Here is a 19,125-nt window from a genome sequence, read left to right on the forward strand (position 1 = left end):
AAAATGGTTAGCCAGTCACTTTGGGCTTGATATAGCGCCATTAGCTATATTTTGCTATAATAAAGATGATTGATTTTTTAGAAAGAATGATTGACAATGAATATACAACAATTACGATATGTTGTAGCTATTGCAAACAGTGGGACCTTTCGTGAAGCAGCTTCGAAGCTTTTTGTCAGTCAGCCAAGTTTGTCAGTAGCTATTAAGGACCTTGAAGGTGAATTAGGTTTTCAAATTTTTACACGTACAACGACAGGTGCTGTCTTAACGAGTCACGGAATGACTTTTTATGAAAAAGCTTTGGAGGTTGTTAAGAGTTTTGACTCATTTGAGAAACAATTTTCACAATCGTCGGCTGATTCAGATGAGTTTTCTATTGCTAGTCAGCACTACGATTTTTTACCGCCTTTGGTAACAACCTTTTCTAAGGCTCATCCAGAGCATAAGGATTTTCGTATTTTTGAGTCAACAACTATTCAAATTTTTGATGAGGTAGCTCAAGGTGATAGTGAGATTGGGATTATTTATTTAAATAATCAAAATCGCAAAGGACTTTTGCAACGTATGGAAAAATTAGGCTTGGAATTTGTCGAGTTAATCCCTTTTAAGACTCATATTTATCTGGCTAAGACTCATCCTTTGGCACAAAAGGAAAGTCTTGTAATGGAGGATTTGAAGGAGCTACCAACGGTCCGTTTCACCCAAGAAAAAGACGAGTACCTTTATTATTCTGAGAATTTTGTTGATACCAGTGATAGTCCACATGTTTTTAATGTGACTGACCGTGCAACCTTAAATGGTATTTTAGAGCGTACAGATGCCTACGCAACTGGTTCAGGTTTCCTAGATAGCCGTAGTTTTAATGGTATTACTGTTATTCCACTTGAAGACAAGCTAGATAATAAAATGGTTTATATCAAGCGTCGTGATAAAAATTTATCGGCTTGTGCTTTGAAATTCATCACTGTCATGAAAGATTATTTTGAAAAATTCAGTCCAAAGGTGACCAAATGAAAAACTATAGAAAACTTTATTTTCCATTAGCTGCTGTGATGTTGATTTTGTTGGATCAATTAAGCAAGCAATGGATTGTCAATCATATTCCTTTAAATGCCATTCGCAAATGTGTGCCAGGTATTTTTAGCTTAACTTATTTACGTAATTATGGTGCAGCTTTCTCTATTTTGCAGAATCAGCAGTGGTTTTTTACGGTGATTACACTTGCTGTTGTCGGAGCCGCTTGCTATTATTTTATTAAAAATATTAATGGCAATTTTTGGTTCTTATTTGGACTTTTGCTGATTATTTCGGGTGGAATCGGTAATTTTATCGACCGTTTGCGACTTGGTTACGTTGTTGATATGGTTCATTTGGATTTTATGAATTTTGCTATTTTTAATGTGGCGGATTCGTATTTAACAGTTGGGGTAGTGATTTTATTTATCGCCCTATGGAAAGAGGAGGAAAATGGAATTAATCATTAAAGAAGCTGGCGCTCGTTTAGATAAGGCGTTAGCAGACTTAACAGACTTGTCACGTAGCCAAGCTAATGATGAAATTAAAAAAGGAACAGTTTTAGTAAACGGCAAAGCTGTTAAAGCAAAATATGCTGTCAAAGTTGGCGATGTTGTGACTTATGAAGTGCCAGAAGAAGAGGTACTTGAATATAAAGCTGAAAATATTCCACTTGATATTGTTTATGAAGATGAAGATGTCGCAGTGGTTTACAAACCTCAAGGCATGGTTGTTCATCCATCTGCAGGTCACACGTCAGGTACTTTGGTCAATGCTTTGATGTATCATATCAAAGATTTGTCATCTATCAACGGTGTGATTCGACCAGGGATTGTTCACCGAATTGATAAAGACACTTCAGGGCTTTTGATGATTGCCAAAAATGATACTGCCCACAATGCACTTGCTGCTGAATTGAAGGATAAAAAATCCCTTCGTAAATATGTGGCTATCGTACATGGTAATATTCCAAATGATCGTGGTGTTATTGAAGCACCGATTGGACGTTCTGAGAAAGACCGTAAAAAACAAGCTGTTACGGCTAAAGGAAAACCAGCTGTAACTCATTTCAAAGTTTTAGAACGCTTTGGTAACTATACTTTGGTTGAATTGACGCTTGAAACAGGTCGAACTCACCAAATCCGTGTGCACATGGCTTATATTGGACACCCAGTTGCAGGAGATCCATTGTACGGACCACGTAAGACATTGAAAGGTAATGGTCAATTCTTGCATGCCCAAACACTTGGCTTTACACATCCAAAAACAGGTGAAACAATGACTTTTACAGCTGAAGTGCCAGTGATTTTTAAAGAAACACTTGAAAAATTGCGAAGCGGAAAAGCTTAAAACATATGATAAAAATTGCAGTGATAAACCTTTTGGAAAGTCCTGCTTTTTTTATTCGTTTTTGCGAAAAATCACGAAATATTTTTTTGCTGAAAATAATAAATCCCTTGTCAAATGATGAAAGATTTGGTATTATATAAGAGTAAATATTATCCTTTAATACTGTCCCGTGAGGCAGGCAAGGAGAGAACGGTAAAAGAAGCGTGCAACTGGTATAGTTGTACCTATATTTTGTGGAATCTCCTTGGTAACGAGGAGATTTTTTGTATATTAAGAGAGGTTTGTTTATGAAAACAAAAGAAATTGTTGATGACGTAACAATGAAACGTGCGATTACACGTATCACTTATGAGATTATTGAGCGTAATAAAAATCTTGACAATATTGTTCTTGCAGGAATTAAGACACGTGGTGTCTTCATTGCTCGTCGTATTCAAGATCGCTTGAAACAATTGGAAGGTATTGATATTCCGCTTGGTGAACTTGATACAAAACCTTTCCGTGATGATATGAAAGTTGAAGAAGATACAACTGATATGCCAGTTGATATTACTGGTAAAGATGTTATCTTGATTGATGATGTTCTTTATACAGGACGTACAATTCGTGCGGCTATTGATAACTTAGTAAGTCTTGGTCGTCCAGCTCGTGTTAGCCTTGCTGTTCTTGTTGACCGTGGACACCGTGAACTCCCAATTCGTGCTGATTATGTTGGTAAAAACATCCCAACAAGTGCTATCGAGGAAATCATTGTTGAAGTGATCGAAGTAGATGGTAAAGATCGCGTTAGCATTGTAGATCCAAGCTAAGCAGTATTAGAATTGAGGAGGATGATAAAAAGTGGAAAACGTAAGATATGATGTGCATGATATGCCAAAACCAGGAATGCTGTTTGGATTATCATTTCAACATTTGTTTGCAATGTTTGGTTCAACAGTTTTGGTACCAATCTTAGTTGGTATTGATCCAGCGATTGCTCTATTTTCAAGTGGTTTAGGTACTTTAGCACATTTGACAGTAACCAAATATAAAATCCCAGCTTACATGGGTTCAAGTTTTGCTTACATTGCAACTATGCAAATGTTAATGAAGACTGACGGGATTGCAGCGGTAGCACAGGGGGCTATCGCGGGTGGTTTGGTTTACTTAATCGTTGCCTTGATTGTAAAATTTGCCGGAAATGCATGGATTGATAAAGTTCTTCCACCTATTGTGGTTGGACCAATCATCATCGTTATTGGTCTTAGTCTTGCGACAACAGCTGTTAACGATGTTATGCTAAAAAATGGTGCTTACAATTTTACTTACCTTTTAGTTGGGATGGTAACTCTTCTTGCGGTTATTCTCTTTAACATGTATGGTAAAAAGATTATCGGTGTTATTCCAATCTTGCTTGGATTGATTGTTGGTTACATTTTTGCATTGGTAGTTGGTGCGGTAACTGGTCAAAGTATTGTTGATTTGTCAGGTGTGGCAAAATCAGCTTGGTTCCAAGTTCCAAGTTTTGATATTCTCTTTGTTGATTATCATTTCAAACTTTACCCAAGTGCTATTTTGACAATGGCTCCAATCGCTTTTGTAACAATGACTGAACACTTTGGTCACGTGATGGTTCTTAACAGCTTAACAGGACGTGATTTCTTTAAAGATCCGGGTCTTGACCGTACGCTTACAGGTGATGGTTTGGCACAAATTATCGCTGGTTTCTTCGGTGCTCCACCGGTAACATCATATGGTGAAAATATTGGTGTTATGGCCCTTAACAAAATCTACTCAGTATATGTTATTGCTGGAGCAGCAGTAATTGCTATAGTGATGAGCTTTATCGGAAAAATCTCAGCTCTTCTTTCATCAATTCCAACACCAGTTATCGGTGGTATTTCAATTGCCCTCTTTGGTGTTATCGCATCAAGTGGTCTTAAAATTTTAGTTGAAAATAAAATTGATTTTGACAATAAGAAAAATCTTTTGATTGCAAGTGTTATCCTAGTGTCTGGTATCGGTGGTTTGACATTGCAAGTTGCTGGTTTACAAATTACAGGTGTTGCTTTCTCAACACTTCTAGGTATTATCTTGTATCAAATTCTTCCAGAAAAGGACTAAAAAAATGGCAATTACAGATGGCGTTGTTTCACTAAAGCATTTGGTAACAATGGAAACTTTATCAAATGAAGAAGTGCTAGGCTTGATTAAACGCGGAATCGCGTTTAAGAACAATGAAGCCGACTTTAGTTTGGACAGACAGTATTTTGCAGCTAATCTTTTCTTTGAACCATCAACACGTACACACAAATCTTTCGAAGTTGCAGAAAGAAAACTTGGTTTAGATGTTATCGAATTTGATGCTAAAACAAGTTCAGTCAACAAAGGGGAAACTTTGTATGACACGATTTTGACAATGAGTTCTCTTGGAATTGATATTTGTGTAATTCGCCACTCAATGGAAGATTACTACAAAGAATTAATTGATAGCCGAACAATTCAAACAGCAATCGTTAATGGTGGAGACGGTTCAGGTCAACACCCAAGTCAATGTTTGTTAGACTTGATGACGATTTATGAAGAGTTTGGTAGTTTTGAAAATCTAAAAGTGGCTATCGTTGGTGACATCACGCATTCACGTGTTGCAAAATCTAATATGCAAATCCTAAAACGCTTAGGAGCAGAGTTGTATTTTGCAGGTCCAGAGCAGTGGTATTCAAGTGAATTTGATGTGTATGGAAAATACGTGGCTATCGATGAGATTGTTGATCAAGTTGATGTTATGATGATGTTGCGAGTCCAACACGAACGTCATGATAGTGAACGTGGTTTTTCAAAAGAAACTTATCACAAAACATTCGGTCTTACATATGACCGATATGATAAAATGAAGCCTTCTGCAATCATCATGCACCCAGCACCAGTTAATCGTGATGTTGAGATTGCTGATCACTTGGTAGAAGCACCAAAATCAAGAATTGCTCGACAAATGCAAAATGGTATGTTTGTCCGCATGGCAATTCTAGAAGCTGTACTTAACGGTAAAGCTTAACAATTATTTTGAAGTGTCTGCTAATAAACGTTAAAGTGCTCCCGTGAGAGCAAACGAGAGGAATAAAAATGGCAAAAAGACTTTTAATTTTAGAAGATGGAACAATTTTTGAAGGGAAGGCTTTTGGAGCTGACCTTGATGTAACTGGTGAGATTGTTTTTAACACTGGTATGACAGGTTACCAAGAATCAATCACAGACCAATCTTACAACGGTCAAATTTTGACTTTTACTTACCCACTTGTTGGTAACTATGGGATTAACCGTGATGACTATGAATCAATTACACCAACTTGTAAAGGTGTTGTCGTATCTGAAAACGCCCGTCGTGCCAATAACTGGCGTAATCAAATGACTTTGGATGAGTTCTTGAAGGCTAAAAATATTCCAGGAATCTCAGGAATTGATACTCGTGCCCTTACAAAAATCATTCGTAAGCATGGTACTATGAAAGCGACTCTTGCAAATGCTGGTGATACGATTGAGCATTTACAAGATCAATTGCGAGCTACAGTGTTGCCAACCAATAACATCGAACAAGTATCAACTAAAACTGCTTACCCAGCACCAGGTGTTGGAAAAAATATTGTTTTGGTGGACTTCGGACTTAAACATTCTATTCTACGTGAATTTTCAAAACGTAAATGTAATGTGACAGTTGTTCCTTACAACATTTCAGCTGAAGAAATTCTTCACCTTAATCCAGATGGTGTGATGCTATCAAATGGTCCTGGTAACCCAGAAGATGTTCCAGAAGTTCTAGATATGATTCGTGGCGTACAAGGGAAAATTCCGATTTTTGGAATCTGTATGGGACACCAATTATTTAGCCTTGCTAATGGTGCTAAAACCTATAAAATGAAATTTGGTCACCGTGGATTTAACCATGCCGTTCGCGAAATTGCAACAGGTCGTATTGATTTTACAAGTCAAAACCACGGTTACGCAGTTGATCGCGACACACTTCCAGATTGCCTTATGGTAACTCACGAAGAAATCAATGATAAATCCGTAGAAGGTGTTCGTCACCGTGATTTTCCAGCTTTCTCAGTGCAATTTCACCCAGACGCTTCGCCTGGTCCACATGATGCAAGTTATCTCTTTGATGATTTCATCGAATTGATTGATGCATTCCAAGCTGAAAAAGCTAATCGTTAAAAAGTCATTCGACATCAAAATCTTGTCGGTAAATTGCAAAATGACTGACAGCAAGGTCATTAACATATTTAAAGTCAATCAGAGAGTTGACAAATAGGAGAAAATAATGCCAAAACGTACAGATATTAAAAAAATTATGGTGATTGGTTCTGGTCCGATTATTATCGGTCAGGCAGCAGAATTTGACTATGCCGGAACACAAGCTTGTTTAGCCCTCAAAGAAGAAGGTTACAACGTAGTTCTAGTTAACTCAAACCCTGCGACAATCATGACTGATAAAGAGATTGCAGATAAGGTTTACATTGAACCTTTGACAACAGAATTTGTTACTCGTATCCTTCGCAAAGAACGTCCAGATGCTTTGCTTCCAACTTTGGGAGGACAAACTGGTCTTAACATGGCGATGGAATTGTCAAAAGCTGGTATTCTTGATGAACTTGGTGTTGAGTTGTTGGGAACAAAACTATCAGCTATTGAACGAGCAGAAGACCGCGATCTCTTCAAACAGTTGATGGAAGAACTCAACCAACCAATTCCAGAATCTGAAATTGTAAATACTGTTGATGAAGCTGTTGCATTTGCAGAATCAATCGGTTATCCTGTTATCGTTCGTCCAGCCTTCACTCTTGGAGGTACTGGTGGCGGTATGTGTGATAACGAAGAAGAACTTCGCGAAATCGCTGAAAATGGTTTGAAATTATCACCAGTAACACAATGTTTGATTGAACGTTCTATTGCTGGCTTCAAAGAAATTGAGTATGAAGTTATGCGTGATGCTGCTGACAATGCTCTTGTTGTTTGTAATATGGAAAACTTTGATCCAGTTGGTATCCATACTGGGGACTCAATTGTATTTGCACCAACACAAACTCTTTCAGATATTGAAAACCAAATGTTGCGTAACGCTAGTCTAAGCATCATTCGTGCCCTTAAAATTGAAGGTGGATGTAACGTTCAGCTAGCTCTTGACCCAAATAGTTTCAAATACTATGTTATCGAAGTTAACCCACGTGTGTCACGTTCATCAGCCCTCGCTTCAAAAGCAACTGGTTACCCAATCGCGAAATTAGCTGCTAAAATCGCTGTTGGTTTGACTCTTGATGAGATGGTGAACCCAGTAACTGGTACAACATATGCTATGTTTGAACCAGCTCTTGACTATGTGGTTGCTAAAATTCCTCGTTTCCCATTTGATAAGTTTGAAAACGGTGAACGTCGCCTAGGAACACAAATGAAAGCAACAGGTGAAGTTATGGCAATCGGTCGTAACATTGAGGAATCACTTCTTAAAGCTTGTCGCTCACTTGAAATTGGTGTTCATCATAATGAAATGCCAGAGCTCACAAATGTTACTGATGATGAATTAGTTAATAAGATTGTTCGTGCTCAAGACGATCGTTTATTCTACCTTTCTGAAGCAATTCGTCGTGGCTATACTATTGAAGAATTATCAAAATTAACAAAAGTTGATCTCTTCTTCCTTGATAAATTGCTCCACATCTTTGAACTTGAACAAGAATTGGCGAGTCATGTCGGAGATGTTGACGTTCTTAAAGAAGCAAAACGTAATGGTTTTGCAGACATTAAGATTGCAGAACTTTGGAATATGACCGCCGATGATGTGCGTGCCATTCGTACTGAAAATAAAATCATTCCAGTTTATAAAATGGTTGACACGTGTGCAGCTGAGTTTGAATCAGCAACACCATATTTCTATTCAACATATGAATGGGAAAATGAATCAGTCAAATCTGATAAAGAATCTATCATCGTTCTTGGTTCAGGTCCAATTCGTATTGGGCAAGGGGTTGAATTTGACTATGCCACTGTTCACTCAGTTAAAGCCATTCAAGCAGCTGGATATGAAGCCATTATCATGAACTCAAATCCAGAAACGGTATCAACAGATTTCTCAATCTCTGATAAACTTTACTTCGAACCATTAACATTCGAAGATGTTATGAATGTTATCGAACTCGAACAACCAAAAGGTATTATCGTGCAATTCGGTGGTCAAACAGCTATCAATTTGGCAGAATCATTGTCAAAAGCTGGTGTTACTATCCTTGGTACACAAGTTGCTGACCTTGACCGTGCTGAAGACCGTGACCTCTTTGAGCAAGCTTTGAAAGAATTGGATATTCCTCAACCACCAGGACAAACAGCTACCAACGAAGAAGAAGCGGTTGAAGCTGCTCACAAGATTGGTTTCCCAGTTTTGGTTCGTCCATCTTATGTTCTTGGTGGGCGTGCGATGGAAATTGTAGAAAATGAAGATGACCTTCGTTCTTACATGCGTACTGCCGTTAAAGCAAGTCCAGACCATCCGGTTCTTGTTGACTCATATATCGTTGGTCGTGAGTGTGAAGTGGATGCTATTTCAGATGGTAAAGATGTGCTTATTCCAGGTATTATGGAACACATCGAACGCGCTGGTGTTCACTCAGGTGACTCAATGGCTGTTTATCCACCACAAACACTTTCTAAAAAAGTACAAGAAACCATTGCAAACTACACAAAACGTTTGGCAATTGGTTTGAACTGCTACGGTATGATGAACATTCAATTTGTCATTAAAGATGAAACAGTTTATGTTATCGAAGTTAACCCTCGTGCTAGTCGTACAGTTCCATTCTTATCAAAAGTAACTAACATTCCAATGGCACAAGTTGCAACTAAATTGATTCTTGGACAAAGTCTTGCTGATCTTGGTTATGAAGATGGACTTTACCCAGAATCTGATTTTGTGCATGTCAAGGCGCCAGTCTTCTCATTCACAAAACTTGCTAAGGTTGATAGTCTTTTAGGCCCTGAAATGAAATCAACTGGTGAAGTTATGGGTTCTGATTTGACTCTTGAAAAAGCACTTTACAAAGCTTTTGAAGCGTCATATCTTCACTTGCCATCATTTGGTAATGTTGTCTTCACAGTATCTGATGATACTAAAGAAGAAGCTCTTGGCTTGGCAAAACGCTTTGCTAACATTGGCTACAGCATTTTTGCAACACACGGAACAGCTAAGTTCTTTGCTGAACATGGACTTGATTCAACAATCATTGATAAGATTGGTCAGGATGATGACAATGATATTCCTGCACTTGTTCGTACAGGTAAAATACAAGCGATTGTGAATACAGTCGGTACAAAACGTACACTTGACGAAGATGGTGCGATTATTCGTAGCTCTGCTATTGAACACGGTGTGCCTCTCTTTACCGCGCTCGATACAGTAGATGCTATGATTCGTGTCCTTGAAAGTCGAGGATTTACAACACAAGCCATCTAATTTTAAGTCTAAATATATATTTGAAAAGTCTGAGACAAAATGTCTCAGGCTTTTTTCTCTTACAAACTTGTAAGAATGCAATGCTAAAAAAATTCTATAATATTTGATAAAGATAGTGGTCAGGTTTGTTCTTGACAGTAAAATATCAAAAATGTATAATTGTTCTATCTGAGTGATACAACTATACAAGAAAGAATATGAGGATTATTATGTCTAGAAGAAGTAAATCAAGTATGTCAAAAAAAACTAAGGTGATGATTGGTGCAGCGGCAGCGTTCTTTGTTCTTGCAGGTGGAGGCTTAATGCTTGTGCAACAATCAAAAGCAAAAGCTGCGAACGCTGAAGTTTCTTATAAAGCTGTAAAAGTAACAGAAGGAACGGTTTCATCAACAACACTCTTAACGGGACAAGTAAAGGCTCTTCAAGAGCAGTATGTTTATTTTGATAGCAGTAAAGGCAGCTCTGCTAAGGCAACTGTTGCTGTAGGAGATCAAATTACAACTGGTCAACAATTGGTTCAATACGACTCAACCACAGCTCAAGCAACATATGACACAGCCGTTCGTGCTCTTAATAAAGTTGGACGCCAGATTGACCATCTGAAAAAATATGGTAATCTTCCAACAACATCAACAACGACTGATGACGAAACTGGTGAAGAAAAGACAGTTACTCAACAACCAACTGCTCAACAAACAGCAGATTACAATCAACAATTACAAGACTTGAATGATGCTTATGCAGATGCACAAGCAGAAGTGAATAAAGCGCAACAAGCTTTAAATGAAACAATCATTACTAGCGATGTGTCTGGTACAGTTGTTGAAGTAAATAACGACATTGATCCAGCATCTAAAAATAGTCAAACTCTTGTCCATGTTGCTACTGAAGGTCAACTTCAAGTTAAAGGGACGTTGACAGAGTATGATTTAGCAAATATTAAAACAGGTCAAAATGTTAAAATCAAATCAAAAGTATATCCTGATAAAGAGTGGACAGGTACGATTTCATATATTTCAAATTATCCAAATCAAACAGCCTCTTCTGAATCAAATGGCTCATCAAACAGTGCAGCTTCATATGATTACAAGATTGATTTGACTGGAGACACAGCAAATCTTCAACAAGGCTTTACAGTTTCTGTGGAAGTTGTCAACGAAAATAAAAACAAATTAGTTCCTGTTGATGCTCTTGTATCTGAAGGTGACAAGAAATTTGTTTGGGTTTACGATAAAGCGACTAAGAAAATCAGCAAAGTTGAAGTAGCCGTTGGTAATGCAGATGCTTCTCAACAAGAAATTTTAAGTGGTTTGGAAGTCGGACAAACAGTTATTTCAAACCCTGAAAAATCAATGAAGAATGGTGAGAAAGTAGATAAAGTCACTACTGAAGATGCCGCTACAACAGAAAAATAAGAGGTGAGTAAGTAGTGAAAGATGAGAAAAAAGCATTAATTCAGCTAAGTAATGTCGTAAAATCCTATAGTAATGGTGATCAAGAGCTTAATGTCCTCAAAGGAATTGATTTGACAGTCTATGAAGGTGAATTCGTAGCAATTATGGGTCCATCTGGTTCTGGTAAATCAACTCTAATGAACATCATTGGTTTGTTAGACAAACCAACCTCAGGTGATTATAGTTTAAATGGAACACAAGTAGAAGAACTCAAAGAAAAGCAATTAGCCAAAGTTAGAAATCAAGAAATCGGATTTGTTTTTCAACAATTTTTCCTTCTTTCAAAATTGTCTGCTTTGCAAAATGTTGAGCTTCCGCTTGTTTACGCCGGGGTAAATTCGTCAAAACGACGTCAATTAGCCAAACAATTTTTGGAAAAAGTTGAGCTCAGCGAACGCATGAAACATTTGCCATCAGAGTTATCAGGTGGTCAAAAACAACGTGTAGCTATTGCGCGTGCCTTGGTGAATAATCCATCAATCATTCTTGCTGATGAGCCAACCGGTGCACTTGATACCAAGACAAGTGACCAAATCATGCAATTATTGACTGAGCTTAATCGTGAAGGAAAAACAATTGTTATGGTTACGCATGAACCTGAAATTGCTGATTTTGCTACACGAAAAATTGTTATTCGCGATGGTGAGATTACGCGAGACACGACAGAAAGTGTCAGAATTGATTAGGGGAGGATTATAATGGAAAATTGGAAATTCGCCCTAAGTTCAATTATGGGGCACAAGATGCGTTCGTTTCTGACGACTTTAGGGGTTATTATTGGTGTAGCTTCAGTCGTGGTTATCATGGCTTTGGGGCAAGGAATGACTAATCAAGTCACTAATATGTTTGCTTCAGACAGTCAAGATGTTCAGCTCTATTACACAACAAAAAAGACTGATAATATTGATGTTTTTGACGATACAGATCCTAGAGAAGCTGATAAGGGGCCAGCTATTAAAGAAGAATGGCTACAAAAAATTACTAGTGAGCTGCAAGATGTTGAAAATTATTATTTAACCAATAGTACAACGTCAACAGTTGAGGGCAATCAGAAAAAGTCAAAAAATGTTAACATAACAGGAGTTAACAGAACCTACTTTACGGTTAAAAGTACAAAGTTCTTGCAGGACGAAGCTTGGAAACTGGCGATTACAGTCGATTTTCTCGTATTGTCATGTTGGATACCAAGCTTGCAGTTAAATTATTTGGTAGCAATGAAAATGCACTAAATCAACATGTATCAATTGGTTCAAAAAATTATTTGGTTGTTGGTGTTTATAAAGATCCAAATGCTGGATCTCAGCAATATGGCATGCAATCAGGTGGGAATGCTGTCATGACCAATACTCAATTAGCTGCTGAGTTTAATGTGGATGAAGTTCAAGCGGCATTTGTTCATGTTGAAGACGTCAAACAAACAACAAAAGTCGGAAAAGAAGCGGCTCGTCTCTTGACGCAGTTGTCAGGGGTGAGAACTGGTCGTTTTACAATCTTCGACATGTCACAAGTTATTTCGCAAGTCAGCTCTGCTTACAGCATGATGACAGCAGTTATTGGTGCTATCGCAGGTATTTCTCTTCTTGTTGGTGGTATTGGGGTTATGAATATCATGTTGGTATCTGTTACCGAGCGTACACGAGAAATTGGTTTACGAAAAGCTCTTGGAGCAACCCGTCAAAAGATTTTGACACAATTTTTGATTGAATCAATGGTATTGACAATTTTAGGTGGTTTAATTGGACTTTGTCTAGCTTCTGGTTTAACAAGCCTTATTGGAAATAGCATTCCAAATGTAAAACCATCAATCTCATTAAACATTGCTTTAGGAAGTCTTATCTTCTCAGCGATAATTGGTGTTATTTTTGGACTTTTGCCGGCTAATAAAGCAAGTAAACTAGATCCGATTGAAGCTCTTCGCTATGAATAGTGAGAAAGTTATAAGAATTCTTGTTTAATAGGATCAACCCTTGTATAATGGTTTTAAAGTAACAAATAAAAATAAAGGGTGATACAATGTATGGTGCTTTAAAAAACTGGTTAAATTTCTAGGAATTTTTTCAATTGTTTTAACGCTTCTATTTTTAGTTTATCTGTTTAAGAATTTGGATATTTTAAATGATCCAGATGCCTTAACAAGAGCTCTAAAAGGTCATCTTATTCTTGGGAGTTTTGCTTTTCTTCTTCTACAAATCATCCAAGTAGTTATTCTAATTATTCCTGGGGGAGTGACCACAGTTGTGGGGTTTATGGCTTTTGGACCTATTCTAGGCTTTATCCTAAATTATGTTGGGATAGTAATTGGAAGTATCATTCTATTCTTGTTAACTCGCCGCTACGGCAAACCATTCATCATGCTCTTTATTGATGAGCAAACTTATGCCAAATATGAGGAAAAGTTAGCTTCATCAACCTACGAAACAGTTTTTGCGCTGAACATGGCTTCACCAATCTCGCCAGCAGACATTTTGGTTATGATTACAGGTTTATCTAAGATGTCTTTTAAACGATTCCTTTATATTATTTTACTTTGCAAGCCGATTTCAATCGTTGCTTTTAGTTACTTCTGGATTTACGGCGGGCAATTTATCAGAAGTTTGCTTTGATTTTGTTATAATAGATATATGACTATTGCAATTACAACGAGTTTAAGGGAAAATGATGATTTATTAAAAAGAGCAAGAATAATCGGAGAGAAGCTTTCTTTGCCTATCATCAAACGGCAAAAGCAATCAGTAACAAAGCTTTTAAAGGGAAGAGAAGGTCTTCTTCTGGTTTATGATAATAAGCTTTGCCTGGTAAATCAAGATGGTAGTGAACTTGTTTTTCATCCAGACACTGCTATGCTACGTATTAAAAGCTCACATGATGCTTTAATTGATTTGTTGGGAAAAGAACCTTTGCGAATTCTTGATAGCACGATGGGCTTAGCAAGTGATAGCATTGTCATGGCTTATGCGGGCCACACTGTCACAGCGGTGGAAAGCCACCCAATCATTCATTTTATTGTATCAGAAGGATTACAGCATTATCAGTCTGATTCAGAAGTTTTAAATAAAGCCATGCGTTCAATTCACACGGTTTGTGCGAAGAATTTAGCTTATTTAAAAACATTGCCAGATAATTCTTATGATGTCATTTACTGTGATCCAATGTTTTCTGAGAGAATTACGGAGTCTAAAAATTTAGATGGCTTACGCCAATATGCTAACGACACAGCTTTTTCAGAAGAATTTTTGAGAGAAGCAAAGCGCGTTGCAAGAAAGAAAATTATCATTAAAGCTCATTTTAGAGATAAGGTATTTGAAATCTATGGGTTTAAGCAATTTGTGCGACCGAATCAGAAGTTCCATTATGGTGTAATTGAGATTTAATTGGTAATATATTACTATCTGAATAATTTTATATTACTATATTGAGGAGAAAAAATGGTTTCAGTAACACAACGTATAAAACAAGTGAAACAACCTTGGGGAGGATATATCCGACCCAAGACAGCATTTCATGTCCAACAATTTGATGATGAGACAGCGTTAAATGATGAAGAGAACATACATCCTATTCTTGTTGGATTGTTGGTTGATTATCTTACTCGATTTATGAATGGAGCACCGTTAGAGGATGCATTTAAAGTTTCTTTACAAGGGGCTAAAAATATTTCTGAGTATGAATTGGCAAAGGCGTTTTTAAAGCACGTTACAGGTTTAGATGATGAATCGATACGTTGTGCTCATAAACTTGTTGAATTTGATGTATATTATCGTGTACAAATGTCATCCTTTTATAGGAGTATGCAAAAAGAAAATAGTCCTGTTCTAACTGATGAGACTATTGAGAATGTACGTACAATGGTCCTAAGATCACTTGCATTTATTGAAAATTATGGACCAGTTACTAAAGATGGTTTTACTTTTGAGGGAGCTTATACTGATGTTATTACTATAGGTGATGGTGACTATTTAACTGCTGATACTCTTTGGGATTTTAAAGTATCAAAGAAAGAGCCAAATAAAGACCAGACACTTCAAATATTGATTTATTATATAATGGGAAAGCATTCTAATTATCTAGAGTTTAACAATATTCAGAATCTCGGAATTTTCAATCCGAGACTTAATAAAGCATATTCACTATCTGTAAGCGATATTTCTGATGAAATAATTACTGAAGTTTCAGAAAAAGTTATTGGTTATAAGTAATATGAATTGTAAACTAAGTAATCTACAATGCTTATATTGTTTAACAATTTGAAAAAAATTTTAAAAGGTGTCAAGTTTTTTTCTTGACACCTTATCTTTTTATGATATAATAAATTAAGTGAGTTAGTAGCAGAGCTATTAACCTAAACAAAAAAATAGAAAAGAGACTTTATACTAATGGCAGTAAAAATCCGTTTAACTCGTATGGGTTCTAAGAAAAAACCTTTCTACCGTATCAACGTAGCTGATTCACGTACTCCACGTGACGGTCGTTTCATCGAAACAGTTGGTACTTACAACCCACTTATCGAAGAAAACCAAGTATCACTTAAAGAAGAACGTGTTCTTGAATGGTTGTCTAAAGGTGCTCAACCTTCAGATACAGTTCGTAACATCCTTTCACGTGAAGGCGTTATGAAAAAATTCCACGATTCAAAATTTTTAAAATAATAGAGTAAACTAAGCCTATGGATACCATTGAAAATCTTATTATCGCTATTGTGAAACCTTTGATTTCACAACCAGATAATCTTACCATTAAAATTGAAGATACACCTGAGTTTTTAGAATATCATCTTGATTTGGATGCACAGGACATCGGTCGTGTTATCGGTAAAAAAGGTCGTACCATTACAGCGATAAGATCGATTGTCTATTCGGTACCAACTCAAGGTAAAAAAGTAAGACTCGTTATTGATGAGGAAAACTAGAGAGACTGAACTTCGGTTCGGTCTCTTTACATTTTTCTAAAACGTTCTCATTTGAATTTTTTCCTATTTATGCTATAATAGTGGTAATATGAGGGAGTAGCTAGCGAACTAGGTTCGTTATATTGTCGTCAATACGAAAGAAATTTCTGGCAATATATGAAATAGCGAGACTTGTTTTAGTAAAACAGGTCTCTTTTTTGTTGCAAAAGAGACCAGAAGGAGGATGCTATGTTCTTTTTATCGAAAGTCTTCTGATGAGACAATGGAAGAGTTGAATACTTCCTTGAACGGATTGTCGTCGCAAGAAGCAGCTAAACGCAAAGAGCGCTACGGGGCTAATGAGCTCAAGGAAGCTGATCGACCTAGTGCATTGCAAATTTTTATTGACCAATTCAAGGATTTGATTGTCATTATTTTGATTGTTGCAGCCTTGATTTCTGGTGCGACTGGTGATTTAAAGTCAACGATTGTTATTATTGCGGTATTGATTTTGAATGCGATTTTGGGGACCACTCAGACGCTCAATGCACAAAAATCAGTTGATTCTTTGAAGTCTTTGTCTGTCCCTAAGGTTAAGGTTATTCGTGACGGTCAGAAGCAAGAAATTGATTCTACGGATGTGACTATTGGTGACTTGGTTGTCTTTGAAGCAGGTGACATGATTGTCGCTGACGCTCGTATTGTTGATGCGAGTTCGCTTCAGGTTAACGAATCAGCTCTGACAGGTGAAAGCCATGCGGTTGATAAGACGGTTGACCCTATTGCAGGAGAAGTGGTTATCGGTGACCAGACCAATATGGTCTTCACTAGTTCTCAAGTTACTTATGGTAATGGCTCTGCTATTGTCACAGACATCGGTGAAAATACTGAAATCGGTAAGATTTCATCACTAATCAAGGGAGCTACTAGCCGTAAATCACCCCTTCAACGTTCTATTGACGAATTTTCAAAACATTTGTCAATGGGAATCATGATTATCTGTGTGATTGTCTTCGGTTTGGTTTATTGGAATTCTGGGAATTTCATGTCAGCGGCCATGTTTGCAATTGCCCTTGCAGTAGCAGCGGTTCCAGAAGCGCTAGCTTCTATTATTACGATCGTGGAATCTCTCAGTTGTCAAAAATTGGCTAAAGAAAATGCCATTATGAAGAGTCTTAATTCTGTTGAAACTTTGGGTTCAGTCTCAGTGATTGCCTCAGATAAGACAGGAACGTTGACTCAAAATAAGATGACGGTCAATGACATTTACCTCAACGAAACATTGGTAAAACCTGACCAGCTTGATTTGACTGACAAAGCAGCTCAATTCTTGATGAACACTATGGTTTTGACTAATGATTCGTTTATCAATGGTGATCAAAAAGTTGGTGACCCAACGGAGCTTGCGTTGATTGAACTAGGTCGTAAGTACGGTATTACCGAACAAAATCATCGTGAAAAATACCCACGTGTTGCCGAATTACCATTCGACTCTGTCCGTAAATACATGTCAACTCTTCATGATATTGATGGACAGCGTGTCCTCCTTGTCAAAGGTGCACCGGATGAATTGCTTCGCCAGACAACTCACGTCTTGATTAATGGTGAGGTTCGCGAAATCACATCTGATGACCAGGTTAATATCCTTAATCAAAATAATAAGTTTGCTGAAGAAGGACTTCGCGTACTTGGCTACGCCTTCCGTTATTTTGACGATGATGAACTTGATTTTAAACATGAGGATCATTTGACTTTCGTTGGGTTGACGTCGATGATTGACCCACCGCGTGAAGAATCAAAAGAAGCAGTTGCTAAGGCTATCCGTGCCGGTATCAAACCGATTATGATTACAGGTGACCATGTCGTGACTGGTCGTTCTATCGCCCGTAAGATTGGTATTTTCCAAGAAGGTGATATGGTTCTTGACGGGGCTACTCTTGAAAAAATGTCCGACGAAGAATTGGCACGCGATCTTGAGAAGATTTCAGTTTATGCGCGTGTTGCGCCTGAGCATAAAATTCGTATTGTCAACGCTTGGCAAGCCAAAGGTAAGGTTGTTGGGATGTCCGGTGATGGTGTCAACGATGCGCCAGCCCTTAAACAAGCTGATATCGGTATCGCTATGGGGATTACTGGTTCAGAGGTTTCAAAAGACGCTGCAGACATGATTTTGACGGATGATAACTTTGCAACTATCATTAAAGCAGTTACTGTTGGACGTAACCTATTTGCTAACATTAAGAATGCCATCAAGTATCTTTTGACTGGTAATAGCTCAGCTATTATCGTAGTTATTCTAACAACCTTTATGGCTTTCTTTGATAGTAAGTTTGTCGTGCCTTTCTTAGCAATTCAACTGCTCTTCATCAACTTGGTGACGGATTCACTTCCAGCCATTTCCATCGGTATGGAGGAAGGAACGGAAGCTGTTCTTGATGATGCGCCACGCGATCCAAATGAGTCTATTCTCACAGCCAAGACCTTCAAAGAAGTTATTAGTGGAGCAATTCTTATTGCCATCGCCGTTATGGTTGCTTATCTCATCGGTGTTAATACTGGTAAGGGCTACGCAACAACCTTTGCATTCTTGGTGCTCTGTCTTGGACGTCTTTTCCATGGATTCAGTTGTCGTAGTGACCTTCCATTAAGTAAAATTGGTATTTTCTCTAATAAGAATACTGTCTATGCATTCTTGGTTGGTCTTGCTCTTGTTGCTCTTATTGTCTTTGTTCCAGCCATCGGTGGCATGTTCGGTGTTGTAAGTCTATCACTAAGTCAAATTTTGACAATTTTAGGCCTAGCGTTTGCTCCTACATTGGTTGTTCAAGCCATTAAAATGATTCGTTACAGCAAATAATAAGACAAAGTGAAATGTTATTTAGTTGAAGGATTGAGCTCTGCTGTATAATGCGGAGCTCAATCCTTTTAGTTTGTTTTAGTTAGTT

17 protein-coding genes and 1 pseudogene are annotated in these 19,125 nt (G+C 37.6%); all 18 read left to right on the forward strand.

Going from position 1 to position 19,125, the window contains the following annotated elements:
• Nucleotides 1-96 precede the first annotated feature (96 nt).
• The 18 genes and pseudogenes from STRINF_RS01295 to STRINF_RS01375 all read left to right on the forward strand — a co-directional run bounded on the left by STRINF_RS01295 (nucleotide 97) and on the right by STRINF_RS01375 (nucleotide 19,037).
• The gene (locus tag STRINF_RS01295) at nucleotides 97-1,014 is read left to right on the forward strand and encodes a LysR family transcriptional regulator (protein WP_006531206.1); all 918 of its coding nucleotides are present in this window, start codon (nucleotides 97-99) and stop codon (nucleotides 1,012-1,014) included.
• On the forward strand, nucleotides 1,011-1,484 hold the full coding sequence (gene lspA, locus STRINF_RS01300; RefSeq protein ID WP_006531207.1) for a signal peptidase II: 474 nt from the start codon (nucleotides 1,011-1,013) through the stop codon (nucleotides 1,482-1,484). The genes STRINF_RS01295 and lspA overlap by 4 nt, the downstream gene beginning before the upstream one ends.
• The gene (locus STRINF_RS01305; RefSeq protein WP_006531208.1) at nucleotides 1,468-2,364 is read left to right on the forward strand and encodes an RluA family pseudouridine synthase; all 897 of its coding nucleotides are present in this window, start codon (nucleotides 1,468-1,470) and stop codon (nucleotides 2,362-2,364) included. Before lspA ends, STRINF_RS01305 begins: the two co-directional genes overlap by 17 nt.
• Nucleotides 2,365-2,651: 287 nt before the next feature.
• The gene (gene pyrR / locus STRINF_RS01310; protein WP_006531209.1) at nucleotides 2,652-3,173 is read left to right on the forward strand and encodes a bifunctional pyr operon transcriptional regulator/uracil phosphoribosyltransferase PyrR; all 522 of its coding nucleotides are present in this window, start codon (nucleotides 2,652-2,654) and stop codon (nucleotides 3,171-3,173) included.
• A 31-nt stretch (nucleotides 3,174-3,204) separates the two neighbouring features.
• Nucleotides 3,205-4,467 (forward strand): uracil-xanthine permease family protein, encoded by a 1,263-nt coding sequence (locus STRINF_RS01315; RefSeq protein ID WP_006531210.1) that lies wholly within the window; start codon nucleotides 3,205-3,207, stop codon nucleotides 4,465-4,467.
• Nucleotides 4,468-4,471: 4 nt separating this feature from the next.
• Nucleotides 4,472-5,398 (forward strand): aspartate carbamoyltransferase catalytic subunit, encoded by a 927-nt coding sequence (locus STRINF_RS01320; protein WP_006531211.1) that lies wholly within the window; start codon nucleotides 4,472-4,474, stop codon nucleotides 5,396-5,398.
• A gap of 68 nt (nucleotides 5,399-5,466) precedes the next feature.
• The gene (locus STRINF_RS01325) at nucleotides 5,467-6,555 is read left to right on the forward strand and encodes a carbamoyl phosphate synthase small subunit (RefSeq protein ID WP_006531212.1); all 1,089 of its coding nucleotides are present in this window, start codon (nucleotides 5,467-5,469) and stop codon (nucleotides 6,553-6,555) included.
• A 106-nt stretch (nucleotides 6,556-6,661) separates the two neighbouring features.
• A complete protein-coding gene (gene carB, locus STRINF_RS01330) occupies nucleotides 6,662-9,841 on the forward strand; it encodes a carbamoyl-phosphate synthase large subunit (RefSeq protein WP_006531213.1) in 3,180 nt (1,059 codons plus the stop codon).
• 209 nt (nucleotides 9,842-10,050) lie between these two features.
• Nucleotides 10,051-11,256, forward strand: a complete 1,206-nt coding sequence (locus STRINF_RS01335; RefSeq protein ID WP_043878271.1) for an efflux RND transporter periplasmic adaptor subunit — start codon at nucleotides 10,051-10,053, stop codon at nucleotides 11,254-11,256.
• A 14-nt stretch (nucleotides 11,257-11,270) separates the two neighbouring features.
• On the forward strand, nucleotides 11,271-11,981 hold the full coding sequence (locus tag STRINF_RS01340; protein WP_006531215.1) for an ABC transporter ATP-binding protein: 711 nt from the start codon (nucleotides 11,271-11,273) through the stop codon (nucleotides 11,979-11,981).
• A 117-nt stretch (nucleotides 11,982-12,098) separates the two neighbouring features.
• Nucleotides 12,099-12,679 (forward strand): annotated as a pseudogene (locus STRINF_RS10855) (ABC transporter permease); the annotation flags it as partial.
• Nucleotides 12,680-12,904: 225 nt separating this feature from the next.
• The gene (locus STRINF_RS10860; protein WP_398577266.1) at nucleotides 12,905-13,222 is read left to right on the forward strand and encodes an ABC transporter permease; all 318 of its coding nucleotides are present in this window, start codon (nucleotides 12,905-12,907) and stop codon (nucleotides 13,220-13,222) included.
• Nucleotides 13,223-13,328: 106 nt separating this feature from the next.
• On the forward strand, nucleotides 13,329-13,898 hold the full coding sequence (locus STRINF_RS01350) for a TVP38/TMEM64 family protein (protein ID WP_187361779.1): 570 nt from the start codon (nucleotides 13,329-13,331) through the stop codon (nucleotides 13,896-13,898).
• A gap of 18 nt (nucleotides 13,899-13,916) precedes the next feature.
• Entirely contained in the window at nucleotides 13,917-14,666 is a 750-nt protein-coding gene (locus STRINF_RS01355) for a class I SAM-dependent methyltransferase (RefSeq protein WP_006531219.1), read from the forward strand.
• Nucleotides 14,667-14,720: 54 nt separating this feature from the next.
• Nucleotides 14,721-15,491, forward strand: a complete 771-nt coding sequence (locus STRINF_RS01360) for a hypothetical protein (protein ID WP_006531220.1) — start codon at nucleotides 14,721-14,723, stop codon at nucleotides 15,489-15,491.
• 177 nt (nucleotides 15,492-15,668) lie between these two features.
• On the forward strand, nucleotides 15,669-15,941 hold the full coding sequence (rpsP, locus tag STRINF_RS01365; protein WP_006531221.1) for a 30S ribosomal protein S16: 273 nt from the start codon (nucleotides 15,669-15,671) through the stop codon (nucleotides 15,939-15,941).
• Nucleotides 15,942-15,958: 17 nt separating this feature from the next.
• Nucleotides 15,959-16,201 carry a KH domain-containing protein gene (locus STRINF_RS01370; protein WP_006531222.1) on the forward strand — a complete coding sequence of 81 codons (243 nt, stop codon included), beginning with the start codon at nucleotides 15,959-15,961 and terminating at the stop codon, nucleotides 16,199-16,201.
• Nucleotides 16,202-16,424: 223 nt separating this feature from the next.
• Nucleotides 16,425-19,037: a cation-translocating P-type ATPase gene (locus tag STRINF_RS01375; RefSeq protein WP_043878273.1), complete on the forward strand. Its 2,613-nt coding sequence runs from the start codon at nucleotides 16,425-16,427 to the stop codon at nucleotides 19,035-19,037.
• Nucleotides 19,038-19,125: the final 88 nt, after the last annotated feature.

Origin of the sequence: Streptococcus infantarius subsp. infantarius ATCC BAA-102, assembly GCF_000154985.1 — a bacterium.
GTDB lineage: Bacteria > Bacillota > Bacilli > Lactobacillales > Streptococcaceae > Streptococcus > Streptococcus infantarius.

Excerpts from the sequence above, each read along its gene's own strand:
- STRINF_RS01320 (WP_006531211.1), top strand. The coding sequence starts at position 4,472 with ATGGCAATTACAGATGGCGTTGTTTCACTAAAGCATTTGGTAACAATG.
- STRINF_RS01375 (WP_043878273.1), top strand. The coding sequence starts at position 16,425 with ATGCTATGTTCTTTTTATCGAAAGTCTTCTGATGAGACAATGGAAGAG.
- STRINF_RS01295 (WP_006531206.1), top strand. The coding sequence starts at position 97 with ATGAATATACAACAATTACGATATGTTGTAGCTATTGCAAACAGTGGG.
- STRINF_RS01355 (WP_006531219.1), top strand. The coding sequence starts at position 13,917 with ATGACTATTGCAATTACAACGAGTTTAAGGGAAAATGATGATTTATTA.
- STRINF_RS01360 (WP_006531220.1), top strand. The coding sequence starts at position 14,721 with ATGGTTTCAGTAACACAACGTATAAAACAAGTGAAACAACCTTGGGGA.
- STRINF_RS01335 (WP_043878271.1), top strand. The coding sequence starts at position 10,051 with ATGTCTAGAAGAAGTAAATCAAGTATGTCAAAAAAAACTAAGGTGATG.
- STRINF_RS10860 (WP_398577266.1), top strand. The coding sequence starts at position 12,905 with ATGTTGGTATCTGTTACCGAGCGTACACGAGAAATTGGTTTACGAAAA.
- STRINF_RS01325 (WP_006531212.1), top strand. The coding sequence starts at position 5,467 with ATGGCAAAAAGACTTTTAATTTTAGAAGATGGAACAATTTTTGAAGGG.
- lspA (WP_006531207.1), top strand. The coding sequence starts at position 1,011 with ATGAAAAACTATAGAAAACTTTATTTTCCATTAGCTGCTGTGATGTTG.
- carB (WP_006531213.1), top strand. The coding sequence starts at position 6,662 with ATGCCAAAACGTACAGATATTAAAAAAATTATGGTGATTGGTTCTGGT.
- STRINF_RS01370 (WP_006531222.1), top strand. The coding sequence starts at position 15,959 with ATGGATACCATTGAAAATCTTATTATCGCTATTGTGAAACCTTTGATT.
- rpsP (WP_006531221.1), top strand. The coding sequence starts at position 15,669 with ATGGCAGTAAAAATCCGTTTAACTCGTATGGGTTCTAAGAAAAAACCT.
- pyrR (WP_006531209.1), top strand. The coding sequence starts at position 2,652 with ATGAAAACAAAAGAAATTGTTGATGACGTAACAATGAAACGTGCGATT.
- STRINF_RS01305 (WP_006531208.1), top strand. The coding sequence starts at position 1,468 with ATGGAATTAATCATTAAAGAAGCTGGCGCTCGTTTAGATAAGGCGTTA.